We start from the raw sequence: 13786 nt of genomic DNA, 5'->3' as shown, positions 1-13786 counted from the left end.
GCCGAAGGTCGCCTCGCCCTGGGCCGGCCGGGGCAGGGGCTCCAAGGAAGCAAAGTGCTGGTTCGCGGCGCCGACTCCAGGCGCGCGGCGAGGCGCGCCACGGTGGGGGCCTCGAAGAAGGTGCGCAGCGGCAGGTCCACGCCAAGCTGGGCGCGCAGCCGGGTCACGACCTGCGTGGCCAGCAGCGAGTGGCCTCCCAGTTCGAAGAAGTCGTCGTTCAGGCCCGTGCGTTCCAGTCCGAGCACCTCGCTGAACAGGACCGCCAGTTGCTGCTCCAGCTCCGTTCGGGGCGCCACGAAGTCCTCAGCCCCCAGACCGACGAGGTCCGGAGCCGGAAGGGCCTTTCGGTCCACCTTGCCGTTCGGCGACAGGGGCAGGGTGCCCAGCGCCACCACGGCGTTTGGCACCATGTACTCGGGGAGCCGCTGGCGCAGATGTTCCCGGACGGACGCCGTGTCCACGGCCTCCGGTGTCACGTAGGCCACCAGCCGCCGGTCCCCGGGGATGTCCTCACGCACCACGGCAATCGCCGTCTCCACCGCGGAGTGGTTGCGCAGCGCGGCCTCGACTTCACCCAGCTCGATGCGGAAGCCGCGCAGCTTCACCTGGAAGTCCACGCGGCCCAGGAACTGGAGCGTGCCGTCCGCCTGCCAACGCGCACGGTCTCCCGAGCGGTACAGCCGGGCCCCCGGAGGCCCGAAGGGATTGGGCACGAAGCGCTCGGCCGTCAGCGCGGGCTGGCCCAGGTAACCCCGGGCCAGTCCGTCACCGCCGATGAGCACCTCACCCGGGACACCCACGGGCACCGCCTGCATCGCCGAGTCCAACACGTACACCTGGGTGTTCGCGATGGGCCGTCCAATGGAGACGGAGTCACCCACCGCGTCGCCCGGCGCCATCCGGTGGCACGCGGTGAAGGTGGTGCCCTCCGTGGGGCCATAGCCGTTTACCAGCCCCACGCCCTGCGCCAGCCGCTCCCGGACGCGAGGCGCGGGGAGCACGTCACCACCGGCGAGCAGTTGACGCACCGTGCCCAAAGCCGCCGGCTGGTGCTGCTGCATCTGCTCGAAGAGCGCCGCCGTCAGCCAGAGCACCGACACCTGGTGCCGCACCAGCGCCTGTCCCAGCTCCGCCAGGTCCGGCGTGCGCTGCGGGTAGAGCACCAGGCGCGCTCCGTGCAGCAGCGCGCCCCAAATCTCCAGGGTGGACGCGTCGAAGGCCAGGGGCGCCAGTTGCAGCACCACCTCCGACGGCCCCAAGTCCACGAAGCGAGAGCCGATGAGCAGGCGCACCACGCCCCGGTGCGGAATGGCCACGCCCTTGGGCATCCCCGTCGAGCCGGAGGTGTAGGTGATGTACGCGAGCTGCTCGGGACTCGCGAGCCCGCCCGCCACGGGCGTCGACGGCTGGCGCTCAATCCGCGCCCATTCCTCATCCAGCACCACGATGAGCTGCGAACCGGCGGGCAGCTCATCCTCCAACGCCGACTCGGTGAGGATGGCGGCGACACCCGAGTCCTCGGCCATGAAGGCCAGCCGCTGCGCGGGGTACGACGCGTCTAGCGGCACGTAGGCGCCGCCCGCCTTGAGGATGCCCAGCAGGCCCACCAGCAAGTCCAGGCCCCGGTGCAGGAAGACGCCCACGCGCGATTCGGCGCCCAGGCCTAGCGAGCGCAGGTGATGCGCGAGCTGGTTGGAACGCGCGTCCAGCTCCGCATACGTGAGCGTGCGGCCCTCATGCTCGACGGCGATGGCCTGCGGAGTCCTCAGCGCCTGCTCCGTGAAGCACTGATGGACGGTGGTGTCAGCGGGGTAGGGCGCAGCTGTGTCGTTCCAGGCCACGAGCACTTCGTGGCGTTCGGCCTCGCTCCACAGTGGCACCGCGCTGATGCGGCGTGAGGCGTCCTCCACGACGCCGCGGAGCAGCCGCTGGAAGTGCTCCACCATGCGGCGCGCGGTCTCCGGAGTGAACAGGTCGAGGCTGTACTCGAGCTCTCCCTCCAGCCGCCCGCCACGCTCCACCAGCAGGGCGGTCACATCGAACCGGGCCGTGTCCGTGCCGGTGTGCAGCACGTCGACGACCATGCCCGGCAGCGTGGGCGGCTGCATGGGGGCGTTCTGGAGAACGAATGCGGCCTGGAACAGTGGAGTGCGCGACAGGTCGCGTTGGCCGCCCAGCACCTCCACCAGCCGGTCGAAGGGAACGTCCTGGTTCGCGAAGGCCGCCAGGGACTCCTCACGGACTCGCGCCAGCAGGTCCTCGAAACGCGGATCGCCATCCACGTTCGCGCGCAGCGCCAGGGTGTTGACGAAGAAGCCGATGAGCCCTTCGAGCTCAGGCCGGGTGCGATGGGCCACCGACGTGCCCACGCAAAAGTCCGTCTGCCCGGAGTAGCGCGCGAGCAGCGCCTGCCAGCCCGCCATCAACACCATGTACAGCGTGGCGTTGTGGGCCGAGGCCACGCGCTCCAGGCCCGCGACTTGCTCCGATGACAGCGTGAAGAAGTACGAGGCGCCCTTACCGCTACGGACCGCGGGGCGTGCATGGTCAGTGGGCAACTCCAGCGAAGGAGCGCCTTCGAGGCGTGAGCGCCACCAGTCCAGTTGCGGCGCCAGCGCCGGGCCTTCCAGTACGCGCCGCTGCCACGCGGCGTAGTCCGCGTACTGCACCGACAACGCGGGCAGCGCGGCCTCTCGCCCCTGAGACAGCGCCCCGTAGAGCGCGGCCACTTCCCGCACCAGCACGCCAATGGACCAGCCGTCCGAGATGATGTGGTGCATGCACAGCAGCAGCACATGCGCGTCCGCGCCGGTGCGCAGCAGCACCGTGCGCAGCAACGGACCCTTCTCCAAGTCGAAGGCGTGGTGGGCCTCTTCGGCCATCCGGGCCTGCACGGCCGCGTCGCGGGCCTCGGGCTCCAGGCCGCGCAGGTCCTCCTCGGGCAGCGGCCATTCAGCCGGCGCCGGGTGGATGCGCTGGACCGGTTGTCCTTCGCGCGTGACGAAAGTGGTGCGCACCGCTTCGTGACGGCGGACCACTTCCAGGAAAGTGCGCCGCAGGGCCTCCACATCCAACGGTCCCGTCAGCCGCAGGGCCGCGGGGAGGTTGTAGGCGGCCTGCCCGGGGTGCAGCTGCTCCAGGAACCAGAGCCGTTGCTGCGCAAAGGATGCCGCCAGTCCTTCGTCAGCGGACGGACCGCGCTCCAGCGGGACCAGTGCCGGGACACCCGGTGCGTCGGCCAGTTGGGCTTGCGATTCGATGCGCTCCGCCAGACGGGCCACGGTGGGCGCGTCGAACAGGGTCCGCAGCGAGATCTCCGTGTTGAGCTGCGCGCGCACGCGCACGACCACCTGCGTGGCCAGCAGGGAGTGGCCCCCAGCGCGAAGAAGTCATCGTTCGCGCCGACTCGGGACTGGCCCAGAATCTCACCGAAGATGCGCGCCACCTTCTCCTCGGTGGGCGTCCGGGGCGCGATGAAGGCGTCCGCGGCGCCCAGGCGCTCGGCCTCCGGCGCGGGCAGTGCCTTGCGGTCGACCTTGCCATTGGGAGACAAGGGCAGGGCGGGCAGCACCACGAAGGCGGAGGGCACCATGTGCGGCGGCAGCTTGGCCGCCAGCGCGTCGCGGAGACGGCTCACCGCCTGTGCACTCCGAGCCCCGCGCAGCGGATCGCTGGCAAGGCCATCCCAGGAGGTGACCTGCTTGGGTTCGGGGGACAGGTCGAGCGTGCCCACCTCATCGGGGCGAGCGAACACCACGTCCAGCGCCCCATCCCGGTGCGCGGAGGCCCAGCTCACCCGGACCTCGTAGCCGAGCTCCGAGCCCAGAACGTACAGGTCCTCCGGCTCCACGCCACGGGGACCCGGCCAGTCATGCAGGGCCTCGCGAAGCCCCGCCACCGTGGGCGGAGGCGTGGCGGACAGCAGTTCAACGAGCCGGGTGGGTTCCAGGACTCGCGCGTTGGGGAGCCCCCGCACGGCCAGCAGTCCGGGCCGGGCGCTCAGTTGTTCGCGCAGTCCGTCCAGGGTGAGTCCGGCGCCGTCCACCCAGTCCGGCTTCGTGCGCCGTACGGGAGTCTTGGCCGCGTCGCCGACGTGGAGGATGACCTCGTAGCGGAAGCGGCTGAGCTCGTTGTCGTAGCGCCCGTGCTTCGGCAACACCTCCACGCGCTGGATGCCCGGGATGCGCTCTGGCAAGGCGGTGAAGAAGGCAGGGGAGAGGACCAGTTCCTTCTCCGCCAGGATGTCGCGCTGGACGCGGTAGGCGAACTGGGACGTGGCGACGGGGCCCGCGGTCCGGTGCAAGCGCACCGAGGCACGGAAGGCTTCGAGCAGCTCCAGGCTCCGCACGTCGCCCAGGAACACCCGGCCCCCTGGCTTCAGGACGCGCACGGCCCCGCGGAGCACGTCGAGCAGGAACTCAGGACTGGAGAAGTACTGGACGACTGAGTTGATGACGACTGTGTCGAACGAGCCCGGCTCCAGGCCAGAGAAGTCGTCCACGCTCCGGTGCAGCAGGTGCACGGAATCCAGAGCGCCGCCCATGCGCTCACGCTGGCGCTCGATGCGGTCCAGGGCGGGCCGGGCGAAATCGACGCCCCAGTAGGCCTCGCAGCGAGGCGCCAGCCGGTACAGGAGGAGGCCGGTGCCGCACCCCAGTTCCAGCACCCGCTTGGGCTGGAAGCCGAGGATCTGCGCCACGGTGGTGTCCACCCACTCACGCATCTGCGCGGGCGGCAGCGACTCGCCGGTGTAGCTGTCCTCCCAGCCGACGATGTTGAAGGTCGGGTCTTCGCTCTCCGTCGTCTCGCGTGCGTAGGCCTCGTCGTAGATGGCCTGCCACTGGGAGGACGCGTCGACCTCCTGCGCTGCCACCGCATCGTCCAGGACGACGTAGGCCACCAGTCGCTGGTCACCCGTCGAATCCTCACGAGCCAGCACCACGGAGTCGCGGACGGCCGGGTCCGCGGCAAGCGCGGTCTCGACTTCACCCAGCTCGATGCGGAAGCCGCGCAGCTTCACCTGGAAGTCGGCCCGGCCCAGGTACTCCAGCGTGCCGTCCGGCAACCATCGCGCCACGTCTCCGGTGCGGTACAGGCGCGCGCCCGGTATGCCGCTGAAGGCGTCGGGGATGAATCGCTCCGCCGTCAACTGCGGCCGCTGCCAGTACCCGCGTCCCACCTGCACGCCGCCAATGTGCAGCTCGCCCGGAATGCCCACTGGTGCCGGCTGTCCGTGCGTGTCCAGCACGTACAGCACCGTATTGGCTACGGGGCGGCCAATGGGCACTCGGTGGAAGTCCTCGCCACGAGGGCAGGGCCAGTACGTGACGTCCACCGCTGCTTCCGTCGGGCCGTAGAGGTTGTGCACCCCCACCGGTGCGGGTAGCCGCGCGTACGCCTTCTTCACCAGCTCCGCGCTCAACGCCTCGCCGCTGCACACCACCCGCCGCAGGCTCCCCAGTCCCTCCAGCCCGGGCTCCTCCACGAAGGCGCGCAGCATCGACGGCACGAAGTGCACCGTCGTCACGCCCTCCGCCTTCATCAGCTTCACCAGGTACGCCGGCTCCTGGTGCCCTCCAGGCCGCGCCACCACCAGCTTCGCCCCCGCCAGCAGCGGCCAGAAGAACTCCCACACCGACACGTCGAAGCTGAAGGGCGTCTTCTGCAGCACCACGTCCGTGCCGCCAAGCCCGTACTCCTCCTGCATCCACTTCAGCCGGTTGACGACGCCACCGTGCGCATTCATCGCCCCCTTCGGACGCCCCGTGCTTCCTGAGGTGAAGATGACGTACGCCAGTGACTCCGGGCCCACCTGCACCGACGGCTTCGTCACCGGCTGCTTCGCCACTTCCCCCGCCGCACTGTCCAGGCACACGACTCGCGCGGCGCTGGGCGGTAGCACCGTCTTCCACTTCTCGTGCGTCAGCAGCACCGACGCCCCGGTGTCCTCCAGCATCCACCCCAGCCGCTCCTTCGGGTATGCCGGGTCCACCGGCACGTAGGCTGCGCCTGCCTTCAGCACGCCCAGCAGCGCCACCACCATGTCCACCGAGCGCTCCAGGCACACGCCCACCAGCGACTCCGGGGCCACTCCCAGGCCACGCAGGTGGTGCGCCAACTGGTTGGCCCTCGCGTCCAGCTCCCGGTACGTCAGCCGCTCCGACTCGAACGCCACTGCCACCGCGTCCGGCGTCCGCTCGACTTGCGCTTCGATGAGCTCCGTCAGCGTGCCGGACGGAGGCGCTTCGACGCGGGGATTCCAGCCGTGGAGCGCGTGCTGCCGCTCGGCCTCGCTCATCAACGGCAGGGTGGTCAGCGGCGCATCCGGCGCCTCCACCATTCCGCGAATCACGTGCTCCAGATGGCTCAGGAGCCGGTCCGCCGTCTCCGCATCGAACAGGTCCGCGGAGTACTTGCAGCCAATCAGCAGTCCTTCAGGGCGGTGCGTCGCCTCGAAGGTCATGTCCAGCTCGGCCGTGTGGTTGTCCACCAGGGACACGTCGAGCGTCAGCCCGCCTCGAACGGACAACGCGCGCGGCAGCTCATAGTCGTCGAGGATGAACCCCACGTTGTACAGCTCGCGCCGCTCCGCCCCAGGCTGTTGCACGGCCGCGAGAATCTGCTCGAACGGCACGTACCCATGCGCGAGCGCCCCCAGCATCCGCGACTTCACCTCGGAGAGCATGTCCGCGGACGTCGCGGCTTCGGGCAGGCGGACCCGCAACGGGATGAAGTTGGTGCAGTCGCCCATCAGCTCGCGAGTGCCCGCCACGTCACGGCCGGAAATGACGGTGCCCACGACGAAGTCAGATTGGCCGCTCCAGCGGTGCAGCACCGTGGCCAGCGCGGACATCACGCTCATGAACGGCGTGGCGCCCTGGCGCCGTCCCAGCGCATGCAGCCGGGCCATGAGAGACGCGGGCAGCAGGCGCAGACGACGAGCACCGTGGACGGACAACCGCTGCGGCCGGGCCCGGTCGGTGGGCAGGGCCAGCAACTGGGGCGCGCCGGCCAGCATCTCCTTCCACCACATCAGCTCCGTGGTGAGCGCATCCGGCGTGAAGTACGCGCGCTGCCACGCGGCGAAGTCTCCATACTGGAACTCCGGCTCCGCCAACGGCGACGGCCGCCCCTCCACGAACGCGCCGTAGAGGGCCGCCAGCTCGCGCATGAACAGCGCGACGGACGTGCCGTCCACCACCAGGTGGTGAAGGACGGTCAGCAGGACGTGGTCCTCCGGCCCGAAGCGCAGCAGGGAGCAGCGCACCAGCGGGCCTGCCTCCAGGTCCATGGGCCGTTGCGCATCGAGCACTGCCTGGGCTTCGAGCGTCGCCTGCCGCGCGGCACCGCTCACGCTCGTGAAGTCCAGGCACGGCAAGGAGACAGGGCCTGCCGCCTGCACGCGCTGAAGCAGCGCGCCATCACGGGACGCGAAGCGGGTGCGCAGCACCTCGTGCCGGCGCAGCACCTCCGACAGGGCCCGTTCCAGCGCCGCCACGTCGAGCGTCCCGCGCAGCGTCAGCGCCACCGGAATCTGGTTCGACGTCCAGGATGGATCCAGTTGGAGGAGGTACCACAGCCGCTCCTGCGTGAAGGACGCGGGGGTGGGCGCGTCACCAGCGGGGCGGCGCTGGAGCGGGGGCAACCGGCGCCCCGTGCCCTCCGCGGACACGGACTCCGCCAGCGACCGCAGACTCAGGTCCTGCAACAGCGCGGCGATGGAGACGCGCACCCCCAGCCGCTTCTCCACGCGGCCCTGGAGGTCGGCGGCCCCCAGCGAGTCCAGGCCCAGCAACGTCAGCGGCGTGCTGGCGTCCTGTCCAACGGCCTCCGCGCCGAGCACCGCCACCAGTTCCTCACGCAGCGCCGTCTCCAGTGCCTCCTGGGAGAGCGCGGGCTGGATGGCCGGAGCGGGCGCGGGCAGAGGCGCGGGCCCCGAGATGACACCCGTCCCGCTGCGCCACACGATGGGCAGCTCGCCGGACACCAGGGCGGCACGGCAGGCGAAGCGCTGGATCTTCCCGCTCGACGTCTTCATCACCGAGCCCGGCGGCAGCAGCGCCAGCGTGTGCGGCTGGACCTGAAGCTCCGCGACAATGGCCTTCCGCAGCGTGTCCGCCACGGCGCCCAGCGCGGCCGGATCCGAGCCTCCGCCAGGTCTCGCGACACCTCCGCGACCACCGCCAGGGCCTCGCCCTCCGGAGTCTCGATGGCGAACGCCGCGATGCAGCCTGGACGCACCTTGCGGTGGGCCCGCTCCACGATGCTCTCCACGTCCTGCGGATACAGGTTCCGGCCCCGCAGGATGATGAGGTCCTTGCGCCGGCCGGTGACGATGAGCTGCCCGTCCTCCAGCAGCAGCCCCAGGTCGCCGGTGCGCAGGTACTTCGGACCGGCCTCCGCGCCCACCGGGACCGCCTGGAAGATGTCCACGCTGTCCTCGGGCTTGCGCCAGTAGCCCTGCGCGACGCTTCCACCGGAGACCCAGATTTCGCCCACGTGGCCCGGCGCACGCGGCACGCGCGACTCCGGGTCCACGATCAGCAGCCGCTGCTCGGCCAACGTGGAGCCGCAACCGATATGGGGCCTCGAACCCTCGGAGCCGGGCTCGACGCGGACCGCCTGCCCGCGGCCCAGGACGGCGTCCTGCAGGACGTGCACCCGCGGCACGCGGCCCTTCTCCTCACCCGTGACGATGAGCGTGCCTTCGGCCAGGCCGTAGCAGGGGTAGAAGGCCTCGCGGCGGAACCCGCTGGGTGCAAACACCTCCGCGAAGCGATCCAACGTGGCGGCGCGAATGGGCTCCGCGCCGCAGAAGGCCACCTCCCAGGCCCGCAGGTCGAGCGCCTGGATGTCCTCGGGCGTGGCCCGCCGCGCGCACAGCTCGAACGCGAAGTTGGGTCCACCGCTGATGGTGCCGCCATGCCGGGATACGGCCTCCAGCCAGCGCATGGGCCGCTGAAGGAAGGACATGGGCGACATGAGCGTCACGGGGAAGCCCGCGAACAGCGGCTGGAGGATGCCTCCGATGAGGCCCATGTCGTGGTACGGCGGCAGCCAGATGACGCCCGAGCTTTGCGGCCCCGTCTGGAAGGCGCCGGCAATCAGCCCCAGGTTGTGAATCAGGTTCGCGTGGCTGAGCATCACGCCCTTGGGCGTGCCCGTGGAGCCAGACGTGTACTGGAGGAACGCCAGCGTCTCCGGGCGCACCTGGGGCTCAATCCACGACGACTCACCGCCCGCGGGCAGCTCATCCGTTGCCAGCCACTTCAGCGCCCGGAAGTCCGGCGCCTGTTCGAAGACGAAGTCCGCGAGCGAGAGGATGCCGGACGTGGTGAGCACCACCGTGGCCTCGGCGTCCTGGATGATGGCGCGAAGGCGGGGCAGGGTGCGCTCCAGCCGCACCGGGTCCGGCGGATAGGCGGGCACCGCCACCGCACCCGCGTAGAGGCAGCCGAAGAAGCCCGCCACGTAGTCGAGCCCCGGCGGGTACAACAGCAACACACGCTGGCCCTGCGCGCCCTGAGCCTGCAACAGCGCGCCGATGCGCGCCGCCTGCGCGTGAAGCTCCCTCGCGCTCAGCGAGGCTTCCTCACCATCTGAATCGCCGAGAAAGGCGTACTGTTTCCGGTGCGCCGTCTCGCTGAAGGCGCGTTGGGTCAGGACTTCGAGGAGGGTTCGCGGAGTCTCGTGCATGGGAGCGCGCTCGTCTGTCCGGAAGGAAGCGAGGCGCTACATAGCAGGCAAATCCGACCTTCTAGGGGCTGGCCAGGTTCACCGGAAAATTCCCGGAACCACACATGACGCGGAGTGTGAGCAGGGCGCGCAGTGCGCGTTTTCAGGCTCTTCCGAACAACCCCTTGAGCCACCCCATGAAGCCCTTCTGCTTGGGTGCAACAGTCACACTGACAGCGGGAATCGAGGGCACGGGCGCCGACGAAGCGGGCCGAACGAGCACGGGCCGCGCGGCCGACGCGGCGGCGGCCGAGGCCATGGGCACCTTCACCGGAGCGGATGGCCCCGTGGCCGTGGCCCCCGCGTGGCCCGCGCTCCGTGCCGCGGCTGCCGGCCCCGGCGCCGGCGGCGTCTCCGACTCGAGCTGCGCCAGCCGCGCCTTCACGGCCTCCGGGGTATCGCGCGTGGTGAAGGTGCTCGTCACCTCGCGGCCCGACGAGGCCTCGCGCGCGGTGACCTTCAGCAGCGACTCGTTGCTGACCTCGAAGGTGACGTTCACCTGCACGGCGCCACGTGGGAGCTTCGGCAGGCCCTCCAGCTTCAGCGTGCCCAGGTACTCGTTGTCAGCGGCCTTGTCGGAGTCGCCCTGGAACACCGTGAGCTCCAGCTCCGTCTGGCCGTCGCGGTGCGAGGCCAGGGTGTAGCTCTTGGTGGACGGCAGCGACGTGTTGCGCTCCATCACCGCCTTGAAGCGGCCACCGGGCAGGCCCACGCCAATGGCCATGGGCAGCACGTCGATGAGCACCACGCCTTCCAACTGCCCCAGGCTGTGCGCCAGCAGCGCCGCGCCCAGCGCCACGGCCTCGTCCGGGTGCACGCCCTTGCTGGGCGGCTTGCCGAAGAACTTCGTGATCTTCTCGTGCACCAGCGGGAAGCGGCTCTGCCCACCGACGAGGATGACCTCGTCGATGTCCTGCGGCGTCACCTTCTTCGCGCGGAGGACCTCCTCACAAACCTGGAGGGTGCGATCCACCAACCCCTCCGTCAGCTCCACCAGCTTCTGCCGCGAGAGCATGACGTCCAGGTCGCACGGCTTGTTGTCGATCATCGTCACGAACGCGACGTGCACCCGCACCTCCGAGCGCTCCGACAGCGCGCACTTGGCGCGCTCGGCTGCGTCGTTGATGCGCTGCAGGGCCACCCGGTCCCCTTGGAAAGCGCGGCCCGTGGTCTTCTGGAACTCGTCCAGGAGGTACGTGACGAGGGAGGAGTCGAAGTCGATGCCGCCCAGGAACGTGTCGCCGCCGGTGGAGATGACCTCGTAGACGTTGTCGTTCAGCTCCAGCACCGACGCGTCGAAGGTGCCACCGCCCAGGTCATAGACGAGCACGCGCTGGTTCAGCTTGCGGCCGTAGCCATAGGCCAGCGCCGCCGAGGTGGGCTCGTTGAGGATGCGCTCGATGTACAGGCCCGCCAGCTTCCCGGCCTCGCGCACCGCCTGGCGCTGGTTGTCGTTGTAGTAGGCGGGGACGGTGACGACCGCGCGGGACACCGGGTGGCCCAGCTGGTTCTGCGCCACCTCCCGGACCTCCCGGAGGATGAGCGCGGAGATCTGCTGGAGCGTGTAGACGTGCTCGCCCAGCTTCACGCCCGCGTCGCCATTCTCACTGGCGGCGATCTCATAGTGGAAGCGGTCCTTGAGCTGCTCCACCACCGGGGACGCGAAGGGCCGGCCCATCAGCCGCTTGGCGCCGTACACCGTCTGGCGCGGATTGGTGAGCATCTGCCCCTTGGCGGGGTGACCCACCACCAGCTTGCCGCGCGTGTTGACGGCGATGATGGAGGGCACCGTGTTGTGGCCCTCGCGGCTGGGCAGCACGCCCGGCTTGCCGTTGCGGACGTAGGCCGCGCACGAGTTCGTCGTCCCCAGGTCGATGCCGATGACGACACCGGCGCGCTTCGGGTCCTCCGAGCTGAGGTTCAACGCCGCGTTGGAGATCATCCGCGGCGCTGCGGCTGCCTCGGCTGAAGCGCTGCCTGGCACGGGGGCCGGCGCGTAAAGCTCGGAGGCGAGGGCGACGGGCGCCTGCTCCGTGGGTGTGACGGTGTAGTCCGGCGGCCCTACATTGGGAGGAACCGGGGGAACATCCGACTGGGCGTGGGGCAGGGTGACGACCAGCGAATCCAGGAACCGGCGGGTGGGCGCATCCGCGTTCAGGAAGCGCAGGCCCATGCCGACGACGCCCTGGCCGCCCTGACCTGTGACGTAGTGAACGACAGCCGCCGCGTGGATGATGCGTTCCCCGCCCGCCAGCTTGAGATCCAGGGTGACGGCCGTCCCCGGTGGCTTCACCGCGCGTGCGCGCAGATAGATGCCGCCCCGGGTCACATTCGGCCCGTACTTCGCCAGGAACTCCTCGGGCGTCGCGAAGGGCAGCTTCACGACGAGCCCGACCGCCGCCTGATTCGATTCCGTCAATGCCCGGTTCCTGAGACGCGAGGGGATACTGGGTTGCGATTATCGCCCGAACTCCGAGGGAACGGGCGTCAAAATCAGCGCCCTTCTCCGTTGCGCCGGGGCAGCGTACCTCGTATGGAACCGCACCCGCGGGCTGTGGTGCCCCGCGGGCACCTGCCCACGGGAGCGCCGCTCATGCTCAACCCCGATATCCGGCTCGCCCTCACTTTCGACGACGTCCTGCTGGTCCCGGGCGAGAGCTCGGTCGTCCCCAAGGACGTCGACCTGACGACCCGGCTCACTCGCAATCTCCGTCTCAACATCCCCCTCCTGTCGGCGGCCATGGACACCGTCACGGAGTCCCGGACCGCCATCGCCATGGCCCAGGAGGGCGGCATTGGTGTCATCCACAAGAACATGACGCCCGAGCAGCAGGCGCTCGAGGTCCTCAAGGTCAAGAAGTTCGAAAGCGGCATGGTGGTGGACCCCGTCACCATCGAACCGGAGGCCCCGCTGGGCCGCGCGCTGGAGCTGATGCGCCTTCACGGCGTGTCCGGCATCCCGGTGGTGAAGGGCCAGCGGCTGGTGGGCATCGTCACCAGCCGCGACGTGCGCTTCGAGACCAACTTCACCCAGAAGGTGGAGTCGATGATGACGCGCAAGCTCGTCACCGGCCGCGAAGGCATCACGCAGGAAGATGCGCAGAAGCTGCTGCACGAGCACCGCATCGAGAAGCTCCTCGTCGTCAACGACGCCTTCGAGCTCAAGGGCCTCATCACCATCAAGGACATCGAGAAGCGCCGCACGCACCCCAACGCGGCCAAGGATGGCATGGGCCGCCTGCTGTGCGCCGCCGCCGTGGGTGTGTCCGCGGACCGCGAGGCCCGCGTGGAGGCGCTCATCAAGGCCGGCGTGGACGTCATCGTCGTGGACACCGCGCACGGCCACTCCACCGCGGTGCTGGATGGCGTGCGCGACACCCGGAAGAACTTCCAGGGCTTCGAGCTCATCGCAGGCAACGTCGCCACCGCCGAGGCCACCCGCGCGCTCATCCAGGCCGGCGTGGACGCGGTGAAGGTGGGCATCGGCCCCGGCTCCATCTGCACCACCCGCGTGGTGGCCGGCGTGGGCGTGCCCCAGGTGACGGCCGTGGATGACTGCGTCCGCGAGGCCCAGAAGCACGACGTGCCCATCATCTCCGACGGCGGCATCAAGTACTCGGGCGACATCGTCAAGGCCCTGGCCGCGGGCGCCAACACGGTGATGGTCGGCTCGCTCTTCGCGGGCACCGAGGAGTCCCCGGGCGACGTCATCCTGTACCAGGGCCGCAGCTACAAGAGCTACCGAGGCATGGGCAGCCTGGGCGCCATGAAGCAGGGCGCCAAGGACCGCTACTTCCAGGCGGACGTGGAGGCCGTGAAGCTGGTGCCCGAGGGCATCGAGGGCCGCGTGCCGTACAAGGGCACCCTGGCGATGAACGTCCACCAGATGCTGGGCGGCATCCGCAGCGGCATGGGCTACGTGGGCTGCCGCACCATCGACGAGCTGCGCACCCAGGCCACCTTCGTCCGCATCACCTCGGCCGGGCTCAAGGAGAGCCACGTGCACGACGTCATCATCACCGAGGAAGCGCCGAACTACCGCGTCGGGTAG

General features: G+C 70.0%; 2 protein-coding genes and 1 pseudogene. 1 reads left to right on the top strand and 2 read right to left on the bottom strand.

Features of this window, described 5'->3' with window-relative positions:
• Positions 1-70: 70 nt before the first annotated feature.
• Together QEG98_RS41975 and QEG98_RS19865 are read right to left on the bottom strand one after the other, a co-directional pair.
• A pseudogene (locus QEG98_RS41975) lies at positions 71-9696 on the bottom strand (amino acid adenylation domain-containing protein); the annotation flags it as partial.
• 142 nt (positions 9697-9838) lie between these two features.
• Positions 9839-12154 carry a TIGR02266 family protein gene (locus tag QEG98_RS19865; protein WP_316567719.1) on the bottom strand — a complete coding sequence of 772 codons (2316 nt, stop codon included), beginning with the start codon at positions 12152-12154 and terminating at the stop codon, positions 9839-9841.
• Between the two features lie 174 nt (positions 12155-12328).
• On the opposite strand from QEG98_RS19865, the gene guaB reads away from it, so the two are divergent.
• The gene (gene guaB, locus QEG98_RS19860) at positions 12329-13786 is read left to right on the top strand and encodes an IMP dehydrogenase (RefSeq protein WP_141618079.1); all 1458 of its coding nucleotides are present in this window, start codon (positions 12329-12331) and stop codon (positions 13784-13786) included.

The organism is Myxococcus sp. MxC21-1, from assembly GCF_032612255.1.
In the GTDB taxonomy this organism is placed as follows: domain Bacteria; phylum Myxococcota; class Myxococcia; order Myxococcales; family Myxococcaceae; genus Myxococcus; species Myxococcus virescens.
This window is presented reverse-complemented; position numbering and strand designations above follow the sequence as displayed.

What these genes read in the sequence shown, in the direction of transcription:
- guaB (WP_141618079.1), top strand. Translation starts at nt 12,329, where the DNA reads ATGCTCAACCCCGATATCCGGCTCGCCCTCACTTTCGACGACGTCCTG.